The 18,746-nt window shown below is 52.6% G+C and carries 26 protein-coding genes, 1 tRNA gene and 1 pseudogene; 9 read left to right on the plus strand and 19 right to left on the minus strand.

Features of this window, described 5'->3' with window-relative positions:
• Positions 1-57 precede the first annotated feature (57 nt).
• Positions 58-429, plus strand: a complete 372-nt coding sequence (locus KQ296_RS03825; RefSeq protein ID WP_011932794.1) for a hypothetical protein — start codon at positions 58-60, stop codon at positions 427-429.
• A 68-nt stretch (positions 430-497) separates the two neighbouring features.
• Here the strand turns inward: KQ296_RS03825 and KQ296_RS03830 are convergent, their stop codons facing one another.
• Both KQ296_RS03830 and KQ296_RS03835 read right to left on the minus strand, forming a co-directional pair.
• Positions 498-620 (minus strand): hypothetical protein, encoded by a 123-nt coding sequence (locus KQ296_RS03830; RefSeq protein WP_259726345.1) that lies wholly within the window; start codon positions 618-620, stop codon positions 498-500.
• 110 nt (positions 621-730) lie between these two features.
• Positions 731-907, minus strand: a complete 177-nt coding sequence (locus KQ296_RS03835; RefSeq protein WP_011932796.1) for a hypothetical protein — start codon at positions 905-907, stop codon at positions 731-733.
• 439 nt (positions 908-1,346) lie between these two features.
• Here KQ296_RS03835 and KQ296_RS03840 point away from each other — a divergent pair, with 439 nt between their 5' ends.
• Entirely contained in the window at positions 1,347-1,808 is a 462-nt protein-coding gene (locus KQ296_RS03840; RefSeq protein ID WP_399240274.1) for a tellurite resistance TerB family protein, read from the plus strand.
• A 74-nt stretch (positions 1,809-1,882) separates the two neighbouring features.
• Here KQ296_RS03840 and KQ296_RS03845 read toward each other — a convergent pair whose 3' ends face one another.
• Together KQ296_RS03845 and KQ296_RS03850 are read right to left on the minus strand one after the other, a co-directional pair.
• The gene (locus KQ296_RS03845) at positions 1,883-2,260 is read right to left on the minus strand and encodes a hypothetical protein (protein ID WP_255486314.1); all 378 of its coding nucleotides are present in this window, start codon (positions 2,258-2,260) and stop codon (positions 1,883-1,885) included.
• 34 nt (positions 2,261-2,294) lie between these two features.
• Entirely contained in the window at positions 2,295-2,495 is a 201-nt protein-coding gene (locus KQ296_RS03850) for a hypothetical protein (RefSeq protein WP_041428798.1), read from the minus strand.
• A gap of 44 nt (positions 2,496-2,539) precedes the next feature.
• On the opposite strand from KQ296_RS03850, the gene KQ296_RS03855 reads away from it, so the two are divergent.
• Complete coding sequence (locus KQ296_RS03855) at positions 2,540-3,643, plus strand: phosphotransferase (protein WP_011932800.1); 1,104 nt, start codon at positions 2,540-2,542, stop codon at positions 3,641-3,643.
• A 21-nt stretch (positions 3,644-3,664) separates the two neighbouring features.
• Here the strand turns inward: KQ296_RS03855 and KQ296_RS03860 are convergent, their stop codons facing one another.
• Complete coding sequence (locus tag KQ296_RS03860; protein WP_259726347.1) at positions 3,665-4,489, minus strand: phosphatase PAP2 family protein; 825 nt, start codon at positions 4,487-4,489, stop codon at positions 3,665-3,667.
• A 543-nt stretch (positions 4,490-5,032) separates the two neighbouring features.
• On the opposite strand from KQ296_RS03860, the gene KQ296_RS03865 reads away from it, so the two are divergent.
• Entirely contained in the window at positions 5,033-5,605 is a 573-nt protein-coding gene (locus KQ296_RS03865) for a hypothetical protein (protein ID WP_011932803.1), read from the plus strand.
• On the opposite strand, the gene KQ296_RS03870 is transcribed toward KQ296_RS03865, so the two are convergent.
• The 3 genes from KQ296_RS03870 to KQ296_RS03880 all read right to left on the minus strand — a co-directional run bounded on the left by KQ296_RS03870 (position 5,550) and on the right by KQ296_RS03880 (position 7,440).
• On the minus strand, positions 5,550-6,431 hold the full coding sequence (locus tag KQ296_RS03870; protein WP_011932804.1) for a DUF429 domain-containing protein: 882 nt from the start codon (positions 6,429-6,431) through the stop codon (positions 5,550-5,552). The two genes, KQ296_RS03865 and KQ296_RS03870, sit on opposite strands and share 56 nt — an antisense overlap.
• 285 nt (positions 6,432-6,716) lie before the next feature.
• The gene (locus KQ296_RS03875; protein WP_011932805.1) at positions 6,717-7,055 is read right to left on the minus strand and encodes a hypothetical protein; all 339 of its coding nucleotides are present in this window, start codon (positions 7,053-7,055) and stop codon (positions 6,717-6,719) included.
• A gap of 67 nt (positions 7,056-7,122) precedes the next feature.
• The gene (locus KQ296_RS03880; RefSeq protein WP_011932806.1) at positions 7,123-7,440 is read right to left on the minus strand and encodes a hypothetical protein; all 318 of its coding nucleotides are present in this window, start codon (positions 7,438-7,440) and stop codon (positions 7,123-7,125) included.
• Between the two features lie 110 nt (positions 7,441-7,550).
• On the opposite strand from KQ296_RS03880, the gene KQ296_RS03885 reads away from it, so the two are divergent.
• Positions 7,551-8,234, plus strand: coding sequence for a response regulator transcription factor (locus KQ296_RS03885; RefSeq protein ID WP_011932807.1), 684 nt, complete (start codon positions 7,551-7,553; stop codon positions 8,232-8,234).
• 526 nt (positions 8,235-8,760) lie between these two features.
• Here the strand turns inward: KQ296_RS03885 and KQ296_RS03890 are convergent.
• Positions 8,761-9,156, minus strand: a complete 396-nt coding sequence (locus KQ296_RS03890) for a hypothetical protein (RefSeq protein ID WP_011932808.1) — start codon at positions 9,154-9,156, stop codon at positions 8,761-8,763.
• 253 nt (positions 9,157-9,409) lie between these two features.
• On the opposite strand from KQ296_RS03890, the pseudogene KQ296_RS03895 reads away from it, so the two are divergent.
• Both KQ296_RS03895 and KQ296_RS03900 read left to right on the plus strand, forming a co-directional pair.
• Positions 9,410-9,532 (plus strand): annotated as a pseudogene (locus tag KQ296_RS03895) (YHYH domain-containing protein); the annotation flags it as partial.
• A 66-nt stretch (positions 9,533-9,598) separates the two neighbouring features.
• The gene (locus KQ296_RS03900) at positions 9,599-10,012 is read left to right on the plus strand and encodes a thermonuclease family protein (RefSeq protein WP_259726356.1); all 414 of its coding nucleotides are present in this window, start codon (positions 9,599-9,601) and stop codon (positions 10,010-10,012) included.
• Between the two features lie 680 nt (positions 10,013-10,692).
• Here the strand turns inward: KQ296_RS03900 and KQ296_RS03905 are convergent.
• The 5 genes from KQ296_RS03905 to KQ296_RS03925 all read right to left on the minus strand — a co-directional run bounded on the left by KQ296_RS03905 (position 10,693) and on the right by KQ296_RS03925 (position 14,739).
• Positions 10,693-11,724: a hypothetical protein gene (locus KQ296_RS03905; protein ID WP_011932811.1), complete on the minus strand. Its 1,032-nt coding sequence runs from the start codon at positions 11,722-11,724 to the stop codon at positions 10,693-10,695.
• Positions 11,725-11,739: 15 nt separating this feature from the next.
• On the minus strand, positions 11,740-12,297 hold the full coding sequence (locus tag KQ296_RS03910) for a J domain-containing protein (protein ID WP_011932812.1): 558 nt from the start codon (positions 12,295-12,297) through the stop codon (positions 11,740-11,742).
• A gap of 683 nt (positions 12,298-12,980) precedes the next feature.
• Positions 12,981-13,364 (minus strand): hypothetical protein, encoded by a 384-nt coding sequence (locus KQ296_RS03915; RefSeq protein WP_259726348.1) that lies wholly within the window; start codon positions 13,362-13,364, stop codon positions 12,981-12,983.
• A 362-nt stretch (positions 13,365-13,726) separates the two neighbouring features.
• The gene (locus tag KQ296_RS03920; protein WP_011932813.1) at positions 13,727-14,413 is read right to left on the minus strand and encodes a GIY-YIG nuclease family protein; all 687 of its coding nucleotides are present in this window, start codon (positions 14,411-14,413) and stop codon (positions 13,727-13,729) included.
• Positions 14,414-14,520: 107 nt separating this feature from the next.
• Positions 14,521-14,739, minus strand: a complete 219-nt coding sequence (locus tag KQ296_RS03925; protein ID WP_011932814.1) for a hypothetical protein — start codon at positions 14,737-14,739, stop codon at positions 14,521-14,523.
• A 175-nt stretch (positions 14,740-14,914) separates the two neighbouring features.
• On the opposite strand from KQ296_RS03925, the gene KQ296_RS03930 reads away from it, so the two are divergent.
• A tRNA-Ser gene (locus KQ296_RS03930) sits at positions 14,915-14,979 on the plus strand.
• A gap of 348 nt (positions 14,980-15,327) precedes the next feature.
• Here KQ296_RS03930 and KQ296_RS03935 read toward each other — a convergent pair.
• The 5 genes from KQ296_RS03935 to KQ296_RS03955 all read right to left on the minus strand — a co-directional run bounded on the left by KQ296_RS03935 (position 15,328) and on the right by KQ296_RS03955 (position 18,071).
• Entirely contained in the window at positions 15,328-15,570 is a 243-nt protein-coding gene (locus KQ296_RS03935) for a hypothetical protein (RefSeq protein ID WP_259726349.1), read from the minus strand.
• Positions 15,571-15,888: 318 nt separating this feature from the next.
• Positions 15,889-16,233: a hypothetical protein gene (locus KQ296_RS03940; RefSeq protein ID WP_011932817.1), complete on the minus strand. Its 345-nt coding sequence runs from the start codon at positions 16,231-16,233 to the stop codon at positions 15,889-15,891.
• 10 nt (positions 16,234-16,243) lie between these two features.
• Positions 16,244-17,035 (minus strand): hypothetical protein, encoded by a 792-nt coding sequence (locus KQ296_RS03945; RefSeq protein ID WP_011932818.1) that lies wholly within the window; start codon positions 17,033-17,035, stop codon positions 16,244-16,246.
• Positions 17,032-17,739 carry a hypothetical protein gene (locus KQ296_RS03950; protein ID WP_259726350.1) on the minus strand — a complete coding sequence of 236 codons (708 nt, stop codon included), beginning with the start codon at positions 17,737-17,739 and terminating at the stop codon, positions 17,032-17,034. The genes KQ296_RS03945 and KQ296_RS03950 overlap by 4 nt, the downstream gene beginning before the upstream one ends.
• A gap of 113 nt (positions 17,740-17,852) precedes the next feature.
• Positions 17,853-18,071 carry a hypothetical protein gene (locus tag KQ296_RS03955; RefSeq protein ID WP_041428440.1) on the minus strand — a complete coding sequence of 73 codons (219 nt, stop codon included), beginning with the start codon at positions 18,069-18,071 and terminating at the stop codon, positions 17,853-17,855.
• A gap of 84 nt (positions 18,072-18,155) precedes the next feature.
• On the opposite strand from KQ296_RS03955, the gene KQ296_RS03960 reads away from it, so the two are divergent.
• Positions 18,156-18,467, plus strand: coding sequence for a hypothetical protein (locus tag KQ296_RS03960; RefSeq protein WP_011932821.1), 312 nt, complete (start codon positions 18,156-18,158; stop codon positions 18,465-18,467).
• Positions 18,468-18,746 lie beyond the last annotated feature (279 nt).

Below are 18,746 nucleotides of genomic sequence, written 5' to 3' on the forward strand. Positions count from 1 at the left end.
TTGAGCGTGACGCTGTGGCTTTCAACCATCATCATCCGACGAGCTACTGCATCGCCCATGCGTCGTTTGTTTCGTTCTGGGCTCGCATTGATGCTGCTGCCGTTGCTGAATGCAGCGGCTTCGGCAGCGCCGATTCCGGTGGTGCCGATTCAATTCGCAAGGGGATCCAGTTGCGGCACTTACGCCGGAGCAGCGCCGGTGGAGCTCACGCTGCAACTGGGTGGCGCTCAGGAGTGGCGGATCGAGCCACGCCTTGATCCACGCCCCGAAGCGGTTCCTTTGCAGGTGATGGTGCTCTATCCGGGCGAGGAGGCCGATGCCATGGCCGAACCCGCGGGCTATCGGCGGATCCGAACGCCCCGTGCCGGCCTGTACCGCTACAGGGTGCTCAATGGTGATGCTGTGGATGTGCGCTTTTGCGTGTTCTGAGTTGCTTCAACGCAATCGTTGCCTTCTGCAGGAGCGAGACGCCAAGCCAGTGCTCTTGTTTGAATTCTTCAGATCGAACCGCATTCGAGGAGATGGTCCATCAAGGCTGCATACAGCTGGGTTTTCATGTTGAGCAGGCAGGCTTGCTCATTGGGGTCGCCGCCGGGCCACTTTGCGTAAGCTTCAGCCACAGCAGTGTGAAGTAGACGCAATGCGTCAATTTCCATCGTAATTGTAGTGACCATTTGATTGGTGTTCAATGTTTTTTGAAATGGTGGAGTCGGAATGGTGAAAACAGTATTCAGAGGCCATAGGTTTGACGAAGAACCCAGGCTGAGGCGGCTTGCTGCTGTTTCCAGGCGACTAAAAGATCCTTGGCAATGCTGCGCAATGCCTGCGGATCGTTAGAGCTATCAATCTCGCGGGAGAATTTCTCGATTTCAAATTTCTGTCCCAGAGTCAATGCGATTGGTTCCATTGGCTAGTGGCTTTGCAATCGGAACGTAATCCAGAACTTTGGATGAAGCAAATTAAAACCGTAGTGTTTGCAACCAATGGCAGGGAAACATGGTCAGCTCAATACATTGCGGGCATTACGGAAGGTTTCTGAGTGCAGCTGATCACTCACATCGGAAGAGCTGATCGGTTTATAAAGTACTCCGACGACTGGGCTGGATGCATTTTTCTTGGGAAAAACATCTGGAGTTATCCCGGAATGTAGCGGTTGCGTCTGACTGCAATCAGGGTTTGGCTCTTGCTCTGATGGGTCTTGCTCTCACCCTTCTGGCCCAGGATTTGCTTGTCCATGAAATGCGTGCCACGGCTCGGCGATCGTGTTGATCGGTCAGTCAATCCGCTTAAGGCTTCAGGCTTGTATTGGCTGCCACAACAACGCTTGCTGAGCCGAAGCCATAACGGTGGTTCGCCATTACCTGGTTATGGATTCTCTAACGGCATTTGCAGCTGTGGGGTTTGCAGCTGTGTCCTGGGACAGTCATTTCACAAAAGCGGGCACGCGGGCCTTTCGTCATGCTTTGGATTATCGCGAGCCTTTTTGTCGAATGGCTGATGGCGAAATGATTGCCCTGTTGGATGAACTCCTGGAGCTACGGCGTTCTGATGGGGCTCATCAAATGATGCTTCATGCGGCAAAGTGTCTTACGAAAGCACAGGGCATGACGGCCTATGCCATGGCCTCAGAACTGATGCGTTCCGATGGCCCTTTTGAACCAGATGAGCGCTACTTTCTCGATCACCTCGCTGTGACATTGGAGATCTCTAAATTTGAAGCGCAGCGGATCGACACGGTGTTTGAAATTTTTCATGCCAGCCTCACCTTAAGCAGCACGATCGAGGTGACTCCTTTCGTTGTTGTCTAGGGCTTGCTGAATGGCAACCTCGGTTTTCTACGGGGAATGCCCTTTCTCCGCTGTCGCGATCGTTTGGTTAGGGATCAGCGCTTGCGCCGCCAGATCCCACTCCAGCCATCGGCTCCTCTGAGCTCAACCATGGTTCCGTTCGCTGAAACGCGGCCTTCAATGGTGGACCCACTGAGATCCGTGTAAGTGAAGAGGTCGTTGCTCAACCAGCGGGCCGTGTAATCCACGCGTGGATCGGCGCGCCCCGGTTTGGGGAAGACCTGGATCCAGAGACTTTCGGCCCTTCCTGTGTAGGCAAGAGTGATGTCGGCACCGGAGGAGGACGTCCAATAGCCCACAACGCGATCACTGCGCTGCTGCTGGGTTTGCGACACCTGCACTGGGCTGGTGGCGGTCTTGCAGGCCGCTGTTCCGCAGAGCGCGCAGCTGAGAACAGCTGCCAGGAGTGGCATGTTCGCCTTCATCAGCATTCAGCGATCCGTTGTTTCAACGCAGCAGCAGCCACGTGGCCAGGGCACCCAGACCCACCCCTTTGCCGAACTGCGCCCAGGTCAAGCCGTAGGTGTCCAGTCCGAACGTGCGCATCATCCAATTGAGCATCTCTTTGTGCTTGCGGATCAGGAATGGGCTATCGGCCGTATTCAGCTGCTGAACACGTTTGAGCTTGAGTTCTGCCAGCTTGGCCATGGGCTGCATCGGGTTGTCCCTGCTTTTGAGGGTTGAATGGTTCAGTGTTGCGCAAGCCGCAAGCGGATGCCTTGATGCCGGTTCTTCCTTCTGGTGATGCGGTTGATTCGGACTGGCTCAGCGCGCAATTGAATCTTTGCGTCGAGCTACTTGAGATTGAAGCTCTGGGTGTGCCTCAGGGATTTGCTTCGAACACGATGCGTCTCAAGCCGCGAGGCCCCTCAGGCGCTCTGCCGCCGTCGTTGATTCTCAAGATCGATAGTGATGATCCGGTTGGTCGCGACCTGGCGGATCGTCTCCATTCCTTTCAAAGGGAGGTGGGCTTCTATCGCGCATTGGCTCCTCAACTGTCGCCGTTGGTGCCGCATGTCTACGCAACGGGCAATGGCATCAGCGATGCGGGGCGCTGGTTGTTGCTGGAAGACCTCTCGATGATGGCCGCAGGGAATCAGGTGCGCGGCATCAATGCCATGGCCTGCGGGAAGGTTCTCGAGGCCATGGCCGGGGTGCATGCCCGCTTCTGGACGTCTTCATCGCTGTTGAACCTCGACTGGTTGCCCGATCACCAGTTCTGGTTTCAAGGCAGCAGCGAGACGTTGTTGGCGTTTCACCGCAGCTTCCTCGAGGATTACGAGCTGCGTGTGGACCCTGAAGCTCTTGAAGCGATCGCTTCGGTGATCGAGCATTCCCAGGCCATCGATGCGGCCATCGCCCAGAGGCCCTTCACCCTGGTTCACGGGGATCTGCGGGTTGAAAATGTGTTGTTTGCCAGGAACGCTTCTCAGCGTGATGTTGTGCTCCTCGACTGGGGCACCCCCACCCGCTCGATGGCTGCGATGGATCTCGCCTTCCTGATCGGCGGCAGCGTGCCGATGCCCGCCAGGCGAGGGCGGCTGCACGACCTCTGCAGGCAGTGGCACCAGAGCCTGCAGACCCACGGCGTTACGGACTACAGCTTCAGCGATGCCTGGGCTGATCTTCAACTGGCCGCGTTGCGTTGCCTCAGTTCCGTGCTCTTTCTGCACAACTGGCAGATGGATCCCAACATCACCTCGCGGGCGATGCTGCTCGACGATGAATGGATTGAGCGCTGCTGCGCTCTGGTGGTGGAGCTGGAGGCACTCGCGCTGCTGAAGACCTTCGGCTGAGTGCCCTGCCTCCTTCCTTCGCTAAGGGCGAATCGCTAAAGCAGCCTCCTCCAAGGTGCAGTCGCCATTGGGCTGGGCCTGCCGGGCTCTGAGCGCCTGCACTTCCTGGCGTGCTGCCTGGAGATCGGCCTGGAAGACCGGATCAGCCTGAAGCCTGGCGGTGGTTGCTGAACCCATCAACTCACCGGCCTGCACATCACTGATCCAGTGCACGTTGCAGATGCTGCGGCTTTCACCGAAGGCCCGGCCTCTGGCGATCAGTGCGTCGCTGCGTTCCGGCGCGATCGTGCTCAGGATCAATCCCCATCCCCAGCCCACTGCGGTGTGGCCCGAGGGATAGGAGCCGTTGGCGCTTAGGGCCTGTTCGTCTGCAGGTGTGCAGATGGGCTGGTTGTTGACCATGAACGGGCGCTTGCGCTGGTAGCGGTTCTTTGCGGGGTAGGTGGAGAGCCCCAGATCGGTCATGCTGCGGCGCATCAGCAGCAGCAATCTGGGCGTGTCTGTTGCGTTGATCGGCACGCCCAGGGCGCAGGAGAAGCTGATCGCCGCTGCCGGGAAGTGCAGATCGGCATCCCTGGCGGCGAGCGTCCAGCGGGCTGAGTCGCGCAGCGCAAAGCTGGCGTTGGCCTGGGCTTGATCGAGGGCTGCAGCGGCGCTGCCTGCAGGCGGCGGACCCTCGAGCAGGGCCAGGGCATTGGCCATCGCCTCCTGCTCGAGATAGCCCTTCAGGAATCCCGGCTTGATCTCCGGGACCGTTGCGGGTGATCCGGGCCCGAGCTCACAGGGGGTGGCTGCGCGGGCCGGCGCGGGGACCCCCGCCAGCAGGGCGAGCAACAGAGCGATCACGGCTGAGCTGCAGCAGAACCTGACCATGGTTCCCGACGAGATCTTGTAGGTACTGGTAGCGCCAGAGGCGCCTTGGCCGTTGCTGGGTTCAGATCGATAGCTTGAAAGAACACCATCTGAAGCGACCCAACGCTTTGGTACCAATGCGTCGAATAGCAGTGTTAGCAACGGCTCTCCTACTGGCAAGTTGTCAGCAGCCAGTGGATCGAGCCGCGCAATGCGCCAACTTCAAAATCGCAAGAGACCGACTGATCGGACAGCACTTGCAAACCAAGCGTGGGGAAAGACCAATCGGTAGGGATGTGATTGATGGAGCTTTTTGGGAAAAGGAGCAGTTAGACCTTCTTCGCCCCCAACTCGATGCTCTCGAAGATCCCTATGAGAAGCGGCTAGGCACGACTGATGCAAAGGTCTTCTGCGAGAAAACAGAAGGAACCAAATTCCGCTCCCTCTAACAAGCCTTTGGCCAGCTGGGTGACTGCGGCTTGTTTGCTGCAGATATGCAGCAAATTTGCTTCAATTGGTTGGTCTGATGTGCACACGATGTCTGTTTTGGCTCCATTCAAGGCCAATGCCCGGCTGTCGGTGACACCCACCGCGCCAGCCCATGGCGTGCTGCTGTGGGCTTGGGCCGAAGTGACGGGCCGCTCCATGTCTGGTCTGGCGGCGATGCTGCTGGAAAACGGCATCACCCAGGCACTGCGTGACGGCGATGTGCCAATGGAGGCGGTGCGGGCGATGGAGCGCTACCAGGCCGCCCAGGCATTGCGGGTGGAGGAGGAGTTTGAGGCCTTCATGGCCGTGGAGGGTCATCCTCCCGCAAAGAGTCGCAGATCTGCTGCGGAATTGCTGCAGATGCTCGAACCGCGGTTGCAGCCAGAACGGCTGCGGGAGCTCGTGCGGCAGGCGACTCCTGAGCAGCGCCACTGGCTGAAGGCTTATCTGGAGCATGTGCGCCGCCACCCTGATGTAGAAGCAGCCCGTGAAGCCGGCGGTGAGGTGATCAGCTTTCTGTTTCAGGAGCTGCGCGAGGCCTACAGCGATCTTGCGGACGACGACTTCAAGGCGATGGTGCTGATGGCACTGGATGAAGGTGTGGAGCTGCCGGCGGATTGATCGGCACCCAGATCGCCGCGGTGGCATCCCCCAGGCCAACAGTTCTGCCTTCGAGGTGTTCGATGCCGATCCAGGCGCAGATCAGGGCATCGAGCATGTCTTCCACGGGCTTGAGCGACGAGAGCGTGGTCACCTCGTGGGGTTGGGGCAGGGTGAGCGGGATGGCGCTGATGTGCTGGCTGAGGGCCTGGTGGATGGCAGTGAACTCCGCGAGCAGACGTTTGATTCGCTCAGCAATCGGAGGCCGTTCCGCCTTCCAGTACTGAGCCGAGCGGCTCACCTTGTAGGGCACGCGGTAGTCGCGGTTGAGCAAGGCCAGCAGGGCCACATGGGGATAACACTCGATCAGGGCCGGCTCTTGGCGATGGGGGGGTGTGGTGTGCAGAAGAACGCCGAGTTCGCCGAAGCGTTCGCGCAGCTGATCGGCGATGGCACCGGGACGCAACGCGGAGGGACTGTGAACGGCGCAACCCTTCGGCCCGAAGCGGCTGGCGATGGCGGTGTCGGCGGCACGCCGGCTGGTGATCGGTGTTGTGGCCAGAGGCATGTCGACCGACACGCAGTCCACGGCTTGCCCTGCCAACTGGCGGCAGGCCGCCAGCAGCGCTTCGGGATCGGGCTCACTGCCCTGGGCTTTCTGGCTCTGCTCCCAGGGAATGCCCGCAGCCAGGGCAAGAAAGGCCTCATAACTGGGGGCCAAAGCCAGGCATTGCCAGCCCTTAGCAACCCGTTGCACCAGGGCCACGCCACTGGGGTTGTGGGCCGTCCAGGCGGCGTCGATGCCGAGGACGCACTGTTTGTTGATGGGATCAGGTGGATCGGCCATTCAGGCTCCAGGGGTTGATCAGCGACAGGCCGATGGCCGTGAAATCAGCGGTTGTATATCTCGACCTAACTAACCAGTAGCAATGGGTCTGCCATCGTTCATGTCGAAACTGTCATCCAACTGCACTGATTTATGCAAGCTTGCATTTAATAAAAACCCCGCCATTGCTGACGGGGTGAATGTTTTGTCGGGAGATCGATAGCGACAACCACGCCCCCTGCTTTCCCCTGTCGGGTCTTGTATAGCTTTCAGCCCTCAGACTTCAGGCTTCCCGACACTTTGTTGTCAAAAGCGGAATGAAAACGAGTAGCCGGGTGCGCCATGGAGTTGATAATCACCCTGTTTGTCAATACTCCAGCTAAACCAACGCTTTTGGTAAGGAATATTCTTGTGAAGAACCTCGGCGGTATTGTCATCCCAGATGACAACGGTTCCCGAGTCAATATCAATAACTGTGTGGCCATTGGCGTTGACTCTTTTGCTCACCCTGCAATATTCACCTTGAACTGTGCGCGACGAGCTTGGATTCCATGCCCAGCATGTGCCAGCCTTGGCAGGCGTGGTCGAGATAGTGAGAGCCGCTAGGGATAGAGATGCAGCAATAGCAAGATTTTTGAGATTCATGATTGATTAGCGATAAGTAGATTTTTGCGGTTAATGGTTGATTTGGCGATAAGTGATAAAGCTGGGATCAATCAAATTGATAACAAGCAATGCCATACATATTTTCCTTGTAGTTGGCTTGTATATGAGTCGGGCATTCAACCCACATTCCATCGCGAGCGCCACCGTTTACCGAAGCCACCACATACTTCATCCCGTCACGGTAGAAATTTGTAGATTTCCTGACTGAATGGATGCAGATGTGATTACCGCTTTCGTTTCTGTAACAGTGATGATATGAAGCATTGGCAGGAGAAGCTGCAGTAATTGACGCGCCGATAGCGACAGCAGCGGCAGCGATTGTGTTGAAGAGTTTCATGAGTTGAAAGTGGTGTGTGGAGGTCATCCCTCCTGGACCTCTTCACCATCGCCGTTCCACCCCTCCATCCACATCACCCAAAAGTGCTGTCCTGAAGCCAATTTGCTGGTCATAATGGGGGAGACACAAAGCCTGGTATGGAGTTTCCGCTTCGTTCCGCGCAGATCCGCTCAGCCTTTGACCAGGGCAAGCCTCTCTTGGCTGGTAAGTCGGCGGTGGCTTGTATGGGTGACCTCCTGACCCTTGCTTCCTTCAGTCTTGTTCCTGTCGTCAGCGAAACCTTGATAGGGGCCTACACCACTCAGGAAGAGGCAGCTGATGCTTGCCAGCAGAAAACCCCTGACCTCTTGTTCGTCACGGAAAACCTTGAGCAGGGCTACGGCCTCAGCCTTGCAAGACACGTTAAGGAGTTCAGCCCTAAGACAAGAACCTTGTTGTTCCTCCACCGAGAGACGCAGGCTGTTGTGCGAGAAGCCTTGGATGCCTTTGCAGAGGGCGTGATGTTCGTCAGCTCCTTGGGAAAAGGCATCGATGGTGATTTCATCAGATCCCTGTCAGCCATTGCCGAAGGCGGGAACTACTACCCAAAGGACGTTCAGACGGCGGCGGGCTATGAGGACATTGAGATTTTGCCTGAACTATCTGATCGAGAGATGGAGGTACTGAAAGTGCTCTCCTGCGGGATGACCAACAAGGAGATTGCTGTCACTTTGTTTGTGAGTGCAGAGACAGTGAAAACTCACGTCAGTTCCATCATTGGAAAGATGGGCGTCAAAGACCGCACCCAGGCTGTGATTAAAGCGATTAAGGCTGGAATCTAAAAACCCCGCCATTGCTGACGGGGAATCGCGCCTGAATCCTTGCCTGATGGCTACCATTCTGAGATCACAAAAACTGTTTTTGATTCCATAGACTCAAAGACCATCATCTCTTTGCCTTCGTAATAATCTTTTTTAACTATCCATCGTCCGCCCCTTGAGTCCCTAAGTGATCCCGCCCCAAGCCTTTGAAAGCTATCAGAGACTCCATCGGCCCATTGAACTTTAATTGAGCCATTGCGAGTATGACTTAACCTGCAATTTATAGACTTTACCGGTTGATTGGGACGCATAAATGCACAATCTGTCCAAGGCGTTGTTACTGCCTGTGCTACTCCTCCGATAACAGCAGAAGCTGCGACCAATCCAGAGATTGCGATTGAAGTAAAAAGTTTCATTTGATTTGTTTAATGTGTGAGATTTTGTCGGGAGATCGATAGCGACAACAACACCCCCTGCTTTTACCGTAGTCGGGTCTTGTATCGCTTTCAGCCATCAGGCTTCAGGCTTCCCGACAAACTCTAAAACTCTAAAAACTTGAGAATTTAGCCATTAGAGCATCAGCCTCTTCTGGCATCGTAATTCCCAACCTACGGCGCTTTTCACTGGAATTAGATATGTGCAAAACAGCTGCAGCAGTGGGTGCTCCGATGCAAAGAGTTAAGCCATAATCCAAAAATGCAAGGGGTAGTCCAACAACACCAACAGCTGTCCCAACAAGTGTAGGGGTCCAATTCTGGGTTTTAGCACTGTAATAGATGCAAGCAATTGGCCCGCCTATTGCATGAGCGATACCGCAAGGAAGCTGGCGAAGTGCTGCTTGTTTAAGGTCAGAAGTCGCAACCATGACATCGTCGTGATTGTGTTTTTTAATCGACTCGACTTCATGGTGAACTTGCTTCAGAGAAACTTGAGTGTTCGTCATTTGAATTTTGAAGTTGTGGAGGTCATCCCTCCTGGACCTCTTCACCATCGCCGTTCTCGCTGAAAAGCAAATCCCCCAACGGAGCCATTTACTTTCCCGATTTCAGCCGTCTGCCTCCCCCATCTGGGTCACAGCACTGTTCCCATCTGCCACGCCAGCAGGCGTTCACCTCCTAAGACGGCAGGACTTTTTCAACGCAAGCCTCGCCCACAACTGACTGGTTCAAAGTCAGTTGGCTGGCCACCATTAGGCGATGAGGATCCCAGTCCTTTTCCTCTCAACAACGATTTTGTTGGCTGCTACTCCTGCTGCCTTCGCGCATGGTGGCGGGTTGGACTCCAGCGGCTGCCATAACAACAGAAAGACAGGTGATCGTCATTGCCATCGAGGCTCTGGTGCATCATCTAAACGCTCTATTGGACTTGTCTCTGGTCCAGTTGCCTTGCTCTCTGTCGGTGATGGAGACACCATCAGGGTTAAGGACGGCAAGGGCAATCGAGTCACCATCCGACTGGCTTGTATCGACGCTCCAGAAACCAGTCAGGGGAACAGTGGTCAATGGGCTACCAAGACCCTCAAGGGGCTGATCAAGGGAAAGTCCATCAGCCTCAAGCCTCAGACCAAGGACCGTTACGGGAGAACTGTTGCGGAGGTCTACAGCGGGACTACCAACATCAACCTTCAGATGATCCGTCTGGGTGCGGCGTACCCCTACCGGAAGTACCTCGGTCAATGTGATCGCGCTGCTTACCTATCTGCTGAAGCCGCAGCTAGTAAAAGGAGTATTGGTGTCTGGGGTCCGTATCGACCAAACCAGAAACCATGGGACTACCGTCGTTCACGCCGAAACCGATGATCCGACTACTTCTTCCCCTCAGCCTGGGCACACTTCTATTAGCTCCTGCTTTCCCTGCGTCCGCCGCAGTGCTTGCCGAAGGTGCTCCCAAGAACGGTTACTACTGGCAGAAGACATCGTCTAAATCAGGGTCAATTCGATACCTCTGCAGGTCTACAAGTTCATCTAAGTTTCAAAAGCACAAAAAGTGTAAGGATGCTGGTGCATCGAAGCCCAACTGATTATTTGTCGCCATGATTTAACCGAGCTTGCATTTGCCAAATCAATTTATGAAACAATTCATGAAAGCATTTTCAGTTGCAATAGCTGGTTCAATTACAGCACTAATGTTAAACACTGCGCCTGCCTCTGCACGATGCCCCACGGGGTTCACGGGCGAAGCAGGATTTAACTACTGCGTACCCACCAAAGCATCCGATAGAAAGATTTGGCTTGATTGTGCTGATGAACAAAGACGATTAGGGCTGACTGAAACAAGCCCCTGCATTTCCGAAAATAGACGCATCAAGCTGATCGACAATTATATCTATTACTGTAGGAAGTCAAAACTTCCACACTTAATGCGCTAATAGGAACTGTTGCTTGAAAGAAAATAAAAGAAAACCCCGCCATTGCGACGGGGTGAATGTTTTGTCGGGAGATCGATAGCGACAACCACAAAGCAGCCCAGCAGACGATGCTTAATATCGGAGCTTGAAGTCCTCGTAATTCTTTTGAAGCCGATGAAGTCTGGCAAACAAATTGGCCTGCCGCTCTGCAGAGCGTGAATTGACGCTATCAAGCAAGTCGCTTCGGACATTATGCAAATAGTCTGAGAAGTCCTTTGGCATACAAGGTCGACCTCCAATCCAGGAATGAAATTCCCTATGAAGGGTAGTGTCCAGAACCAGGATGTTGTCATGGAAATCATCGAGATCTGGTCGGGTATGCCTGTCAAAGAGATGGTGACCGTCAAGCTCTAGATATTGCCCTCTGGCACGCTTGCTGCCAGTTACCTGGCACGTTTTATTGGCTGCTCGTTTAGCTGACTCAATTGCCTTGGAAATCCGAAGTTCAGAGCTTTGAAGTCGTTTAATTTCACGATCAAAGCAAACCTCAACAACGTCACCTACTGCGTCCATCCAAGCTTTCCGTGACTTAGTGATTTTAGAGTTATTTCGCATATCCACAGCGATGCTGGCAATCCCTTTTTGGCTCCAAGCCTTCCTGCCATTCTCGTCAACAATGAAATGCTTATCAATCTCAATTCCTTCTTGTCCTTCTAAAGAACCAGAACTGGCTAGTCGACGAATAGAATTATTGATTCCCCTTCCGTTGGTCTGAAGAATTCTGATCGTAGTTCGCTTGTTGACGAAGGCGAGGCCGTCCTTCATTGCCACCATTCCACCATGATCGAGCAATTCTTGAGTGATTCGACGGGATACCAACATTTTTTTGCGCTTGTGCCGCCGCTTGGTAAGTAGCTCTAAGACCCCATCAAGGATCCCAGGTATTTGAGATTCAAAATATCTTGCCAGAGCCTCAACACCTTCTTCTGTGAACCTGCGTTCTCTGATTTCGCCAGACTTTTGAACGAATTCAAAGTGTTCGCCCTCTACTAGATCCCACTCATCATCGTCATAACGATCAAAGAAATCGACGGTGTTGTAGAGAGTGTCAATTCGCTTGCCAAGGATTTTGGCCGTTTCGCGGTCAGTAAGGAAGTCTCTCATCGCTATTAAATCCGATTAGTTCATCAAAGCCAGAAGGGAATCGCGCATCTTTTGCAAGCGCTCAAAGACTCGTGCGTCACCACCAACATCTGGGTGATATATCTTGACAAGGTCTCGGAATACCCCTTTGACATCGTTTGGAGTCGCCGTTGCAGAATCAAGACCAAAGATGTGCCATGGCCTGAAATTCTCAAGTACGTCAATACCGTTGATACAGGTGTCGCCGCTTTGATTGCGCTCATCAACTGGTACAGCAATCCACTTTCGATATTGAATTCGCCAATCTTCGGTTGACTTAAGGTTGACTTTCTCTCCCGTGAATGCCATTTCAAAGGTGCGATTCTTCCTTAGCTCCGTTACTGTTTTGCATCCAAACTTGGCTAGAACTTCTTTCTTCATTGTTGCCATAGTTATTGTCTTGGGCTTTCTTGCAGTTGGCTCAGCGAAAGGGCCTCCATTGATTTCTTCTGCAAAGTTCAGAAGCATCTCAATAGTGATGTTGCCTGACGCCTGAAGTACACTAATCAGCTCAAGTACCTCAGTCTTCTTTAGCTTTTTTTTGCGATTAGCCATTTTGCTCCTAGAGAAAAGCTATGCGTAAAGTCAGCGATTCAAGATTCTCTCATCGATCCACATCCCACTATGCAAGATGTAGGATTTGCCATCCGACGAAATAAAAGCATCTTGATTAAATCGACTCTTGAATATGTCCTCCTTGGCACTTGAATAAGATGAAACCTTTAAAGGCTTCATGGTCAGCACTATGAGAGCGGTTACTGCCATCTGGAAAAGAAGTACCGGGTCAAACATTGAGCTTTGATTGTCTATCTATTAACTATCGCCCAAACCACCAAGTATCACATCCCCCATTTGGGGGATAGATCCGCATGATTTCAGCCGTGTACTTCCCCTGACTGGGGTTAAAGCTCCACACCCATTAGCCATGCACGCAGGCAGTGTCGTGGCCCGGAATGGTGGGACAGATATACAGAGGAGGAGTTACGGCTGATGCAGGAGCGTGGCCGTCAGCTGCGAGAGGGTGGATATGGATTAGTGACGTGGAACGACCTGCTGGGTGAAAGGTGATGCCGCAGAAGCTCAAGGCACGAAGAACCAACATCAGGATCTGGTGATAACTAGAAAAGCCCCTAGAAACTAAATCTTGTTATTTGCAGGAGCTGGCGTGATAGTGCAAATACCTTCCGACTTACGACTTGCCTCGCTTTTCTGACTTCCTAAGTTGTATCTTCCGAACTTCATTCTTTTTGAGTCAGAGATGAGTACGAATAAGTGAAAGACAAATCTTTGCGATTCACTTCAACTTGACTTGATGAATAGAAGGAGTCTGCAAGCGAAGGCGGCTCTTGAGATATTTCAGACAATCTGTAGAATTCAGGTTCAATCGTGAGCTTATACGCTGAACCCTGAATTTGAGACACTCCCGTACTCGTATTGATCATCACTCTTCGAGTCCATAAGTCGTCTAGATCTTGCGGCATATTTGAGATGCGCCCAGCAGTGTTGATCACATGTGTATCCTCTAGGACCATGGTTTCTTTGCAGGTCAGGTGGATAGTTTTAGCGGCTGCTGACTGTACAGAAACAGCAACTACCGCAGAGGCAATCAAAAGTTGTTTCATGACCTAATTCTTCTAGAGAGACGTACCGCCGCGCATCCCCCAACTGAGGGATTTTCCACCCCGATTTCAGCCGTCTGCTTCCCCCAACTGAGGGAGCAACAAAAAACCCCGCCATTGCTGACGGGGTGAATGTTTTGTCGGGGGACCGATAGCGACACCTACGCCCCCTGCTTTCCCCTTGTCGGGTCTTGTATAGCTTTCAGTCGCTAGGCATCAGGCTTCCCGACTACTTAATCAGTTGCAGTAAGTCTGGTTGCCGAGCGTCTGGCACCAAGTAGAGCTGCCATCGCTGTGATTGATGTAAGTATTGTTTTCGTTCCTGGTGGATCTTGAAGATCGGCCAGGGCCCTCAGCTCTGGTGATCAGAACAAGCCCCACCTCCTCTTATTGCTGGACTGAAGCTTGCTGATCAACTCTTCTCTACTTCTCAACTCTTCTTCAAGCCTCTCTTGTTCTGCCCGTAGTGCAGCAACCTCGCCGTCAACAACAGAGTCATCTAAATCATTGTCATTAGGTAGATCCTCTTCCTCATCGTCATACGCATCAAGAGGTATCAAATCCTTGTGCTTCTCCTTGAACTGATCGATTTCCTGTTGGATCTCTGCGGCTCGAGATTGTATTTCACTCATCCACTCTTCGTCTCCAGCTTCAACAGCAAGATCGAATGACGCTTCGAGCCTCTGAGCCTTCTTCCCAAGTTTTGAGAGCACAGTTTCAACCTCATAGGCCATTTGACTTTCAGGGTTATCAGAGATGAAGTCCCCCAAAGGAACTTCTGACTGCACAGAAAATGATTTCATCAGGTTGCAGCATTCAAGGATGTCCTGATTTTCAAGTCGAAAGTATTCTGTTTGAGGGATTCGCAGGTGCCTGAAACGAGCGTGCAGCGTTCGCTCAACATCCGCCGCTGTGAAATTCTCGTCACCATCAAGATTTAGCCTCGCTTGAACATGATCTGGCTTTAATTCGCGCATCCTCCGTTCAAAATTTGCAGTAATGCCAATTTTGTGGAGGTCTCCATTGGTGATCAGATAAACGCACTCCTTCATTGCTCTAAAACTTTTTCACCACTCTCACTTCTGACCAGTCTCTGGCGTATCCCCCAACTGGGGGGATTTCCCATCCCAATTTCGGCCGTCTGTCTCACCCATCTGGGTCACAGGCTGACCCCCAGGTGCCAACCGACCAGCCTGTCTGCCTCCTCTGTCGTGAGGATTGGGTCCAGCCCATCACACATCAGCTCAATCACAGCAGGCTCTCCAAGCCGTTCGATGCCTAGAGTCAGCCAAGCCTTGAAGGCATTGGAATCGTTGTCACGCAGCGCCAGGAGCAGCTCCTGCAGCAGCGCCATGGTCATCTGCGTGTCGAGGGTCATTGGTCAGGTGCAACTGCTGAAAGCATTCCCCGCTGACGTACCGCTTTCGAGGCAGCCGGTCACGGGACACGAAAGTAGACAAACCCGCCAAATCCTTGTCCACCTTGACCCCATTTCTGTCCTCCCCCAAGACCCCCCAACAGGACAAACCCTTGATATGACTGGGAAAAGCACTGCCACGACTGGCCACTTTCCTGCCTTCTAAGCAGTCGGTCGATGGTTCGAATCCATCAGGGGGCGTATACAAAGGCGCGTCAGGCAGAGGGCTCTTGGTTGTGCCGAGAGCCTTCATTTCGCGTTGTTGATCTCCCGGCGGTTATTGAGCTCATTGCGCTGATGCCAAAGCGCCGTCACCGGGGCAGACCGGAAGAAACTCAAGAGCAGCAGTGGAAGGATTACCGCCGCCGGTGTCGTGGGCCGGAATGGTGGGACAGATGTACAGAGGAGGAGTTACGGCAGATGCAGGAGCGTGGCCGTCAGCTGCGAGAGGGTGGATATGGATCAGTGACCTGGAGCGACCTGCTGGGTGAAAGGTGATGCCGCAGAAGCTCAAGACACGGGGAACCAACATCAGGATCTGGTGATTGGTCAGAAGGGGGTGCATAAGCCACTGGTATCGCAGTCGTATTGCTTGCCGTCTTCATCGACCAAAACCCCACCGCCATACAAGCCGCCCTTCGGTCCATACATGGGATCATCGTCGTAATACCTCCCGCTGGAATCCTGGTAAGAATTGCCGCCGTACTTGCCACTACCCGAGTGGTAAAGAGGCTCCGCTCCAGCAGTCGAAGGCATCAAGGCATTCACCGCGAGAAAAGCGGTTGCACTCATAAGGACACCAGCAACGCCAGTAACAACAGTGCGCGAAAGACTTTTCATTAATTTGATTCATCTAATGACAGAATTGCCGAAATGGCACGACAGCACCTCCCCCATTCGGGGGATATTTCTGTCCCTTTCGGTGGGGACACTTCCCTTAGCTGGGGGTTGACAAACTTCCCACAGGCAGGAACTTCAGGTTGTCCCAGTCGGTGGGGACAGTGGCTTACGGAATACCTCTTATGTAAAAACCCCGCCATTACGACGGGGTGAATGTTTTTTTCGGGAGATCGATAGCGGCAACAAGGCCCCTTTCTTTTACCTTCTGGTCTAGTTTGTGAAATCTGTAAGTAAAAGATTCTTCAACATTACTACTTTCATGAATTGGACAAATGTGATGCCGGGTTGCAGCACTCCAGACCTGACTGCCGCAAGATATACATCAAGCCATTTGGACTGTTCTTGGTCAGATTTCTCAAGCCACCATCTATCATAATTATCAAGCTCAATATTGACCATCTTCCCCGACGGAGTTCTCCCTAGAAATTGACCATTTTCATCGATGATCAATTCAGTACCGATTGGGGTGTCGTCCTTCACGTGTTGAATCGGCGCTGCGGTGGACGGTGCAGCAAGGCAAAGAGCAAATGCGGCAAATGCAAATAACTGTTTCATCTGTCTGAAATCATGGGGAAGTATTTGAATTAATACCTAAAAGTTCTTGCTTTTTATAGGCACATAGTTTTTCCAGTGAGCCATATGTAATTCCTGTCATTTCTGGTGACGTTAGGATTCTTTTGTCGTAGCCATTCCTAAGGCGACTGATTATAGATGCGAGCTGCTTACATTCATCGGCTGGATGAGCAAGGGAAGTGTTCGATTCCCCCAACTCTGAATAATAATGTCTGGCCGCAATATTAATTTTGGACAGGCCGGAGCAAATGCTAAGCCTAGACGTAGCGTCAAGTTGAGAATCTGCAGGCCCCCATGATTTACTGCCTGGCAGAAAAAAGGACGGACATCCTGCTCTTCCTGCGGCAATCTCTGTGCTTTTAATAACATTTCTCCAAGCCATTGGATTCCTTTTTGCTGTCTCAAGTGATTTGTCGTATGTGATGAGGTGTTTATACTTAGACAGGACCACATTGTATGAGACCGATGCCTTCCAATCGTTAGATCCTTTCGGGAATTCATCAGTATTGCTCTCTCTTGTCTCCAAAGCACGTACTGCCCATTTAAAAGCCTTCTCGTATTCACCAAGCTGGTAGTGATGCAAGCTAATCATTAGAGGATATTGCTCGTCTAATGGATGATTTTGATGGCAAATAACTATTTTATCAATTGCAGCTGCCCATCGATTCGCATCATAGTCGCCATCCACGATGATAGCGTCGCATGTTTTATTTGTCCTCGCTTGCAGTGGCGAGTGCAAAAATGAACCAAGGATCAGAAATGTGGCTATTAATTGTTTTTTCATGATTTTTGACAGGCGTAATTTAGAAGAATTGCGACATCAAATGAATCTCCACTGAATTGTCGCGCCTCTATTTCAAGCTCTTGGTCTTCTGGCTCATATAGTTCTATAACCTCCCGAAATTCAGATGGCCATAACGTCTTCGAAAAGAAGGCCTTCCTTATTGGTGGAATTTTTTTAAGTGATCCTCCGACGCAATGCTGCGCAGCGTGCACGGCTTCATGAATCATTACTTCCAATCCCCACCCTGTTCCTGGATGGCTTTGATTCTGCGTGCATATGACTATTGCTTTGTCCTTTGAAGAGTAAAAGCCTTGTAAGCCATCCTGTTTGCAAAGGATTGCAAGTTCCTTTGGTGCAGAATTTGGAAATTCTTTTTTGTCGATAAGTACGGGCACTCCTGCCTGGGCAAAGAGATCTGCGACAAAATTTTCTCTCGCGTAGCGAGATAACCCTTCGTCTAAAGCTTTGAAGTCAGCCACGCATTCATTTTCATGCACTCTGAGTTTTCTTACGCACTTAAGAAATCTTGCCTTGATCGGATCAAAATAACCGTTCAGGCATTTTGTCCAGTCAGGAGCTTTGAGGCATCGCATGTGTACGTCATCAGGGATGATGGCGTTTGCCGGTCCTGATGTAATTGAAGCAAGCAAAAGAACTGCAGTCCAGGAGATGGCACTGCTTATTGGGTGGGATGATTTCCTCAATGGAGGTAACCTCACGGACACCATCATCATTTTTCACCAACCTTTTAACTCTTACATCCCCCAACTGAGCCATAAATTTTCCCAATTTCAGCCCTCTGCCTCCCCCATCTGGGTCAGAGGCTTACCCCTAGGTGCCAGCCGACAAGCCTGTCCGCTTCTTCTGTCGTGAGGATTGGGTCCAGCCCATCACACATCAGCTCTATCGCAGCAGGCTCTCCAAGCCGTTCGATGCCTAGAGACAGCCAAGCCTTGAAGGCATTGGAGTCGTTGTCACGAAGCGCTAGGAGCAACTCCTGCAGCAGCGCAATGGTCATCTGAGTGTCGAGGGTCATTGGTCGGGTGCAACTGCTGAAAGCATTCCCCGCTGAAAAGGCTTCTGGTTCCTCCTCGCCAGACTGGAGGGAGACAGTCAACCCATGGCCACCGCCAAGCCCAGTCGAACCCGCCGGCAACCATCAGCCAAGACTCCATCCAAGGCGCAACTGCGTCAGCAGCGGAAGCAGCAGAGCCTGGAGACCACGCAGAAGATGGCCGATGCGGCGTACTTGAAGACCTACCGCCACACCCAGATCGCCATCGCCCGTCAGGAAGCCAAGCAGCAGGCCCTGACCGACGCCGGCATCAAGCAGCAGCAACCACCGGTGGCACCGCAGCAGAAGCAGAAGCCACTGACCAAGGCACCGTCATCAGGTCGTAAGCCTCAGAACCGGAAACCACCCAGGCGGTGATCTGTCGTGGACATCCGTGGACATAAGCGCCCTATGTCCATCTCTATGTCCATTCGCGCCAAGACACTAAAAAAGGCGACCGCTGAGACCGCCTGTGTTTGCAATAGTTGAGGGGGCTTTCCACCCCCATTGAGTCACTTGGGTGATAAGGCTGACTTCACCCCATCTCCCCTAAGGGTCAGGCAGCAACAGGGGCTGCTTGACGGGAGAAACGAACGATGTTGTTCGCAGTTACGGGTTTGCTCTCACCGAGCAGGCTTCAGTCACCCTCCTCATGCC

Source organism: Synechococcus sp. CS-197 (genome assembly GCF_025128215.1).
GTDB lineage: Bacteria > Cyanobacteriota > Cyanobacteriia > PCC-6307 > Cyanobiaceae > Synechococcus_C.